This window comes from Sporosarcina sp. P17b (assembly GCF_002743115.1).
Lineage (GTDB): Bacteria > Bacillota > Bacilli > Bacillales_A > Planococcaceae > Sporosarcina > Sporosarcina ureae_C.
The window spans coordinates 1-558 of record NZ_PDYP01000047.1 but is presented as its reverse complement, the minus strand read 5'-3'; the positions used below and the strand labels follow the sequence as shown (position 1 = coordinate 558).

The 558-nt window shown below is 46.6% G+C and carries 2 tRNA genes and 1 rRNA gene; all 3 read right to left on the bottom strand.

The annotated features are described in order from the left end of the window. Positions 1-83 (bottom strand): 23S ribosomal RNA (locus tag CSV76_RS17070); the annotation flags it as partial. 135 nt (positions 84-218) lie between these two features. Continuing rightward, positions 219-294 (bottom strand) — tRNA-Ala (locus CSV76_RS17065). Positions 295-318: 24 nt separating this feature from the next. Beyond that, positions 319-395, bottom strand: a tRNA-Ile gene (locus CSV76_RS17060). Between the last annotated feature and the right edge of the window lie 163 nt (positions 396-558).

Here is a 558-nt window from a genome sequence, read left to right as displayed (position 1 = left end):
CCCCGAAGCATATCGGTGTTAGTGCCGTCCTTCATCGGCTCCTAGTGCCAAGGCATCCGCCGTGCGCCCTTTCTAACTTAACCTATAAAAGGTCCAACTTCATCCTAGCGATAGGAATCAGAAGGTTAAAAAGATTGCTTGAATCACATAAATGTGACTCGGTTGATTACTTGATTACTTTCAATGTCGTTTTATCCAGTTTTCAATGAACAAATTATTGGTGGAGCCTAACGGGATCGAACCGTTGACCTCCTGCGTGCAAGGCAGGCGCTCTCCCAGCTGAGCTAAGGCCCCGGGATAGTAAAAAGAGAGATGTTATGGTGGGCCTAAGTGGACTCGAACCACCGACCTCACGCTTATCAGGCGTGCGCTCTAACCAGCTGAGCTATAGGCCCCTCTTTCTATGTATGAAGATTACATGAACCTTCAAAACTGAACGCAAAACGTTAACGTGATAGATCGAAGATCTATCTTCCGAATGTTTCTTCCATATTTCAGGCAAGAAAACATAATCCTTAGAAAGGAGGTGATCCAGCCGCACCTTCCGATACGGCTACC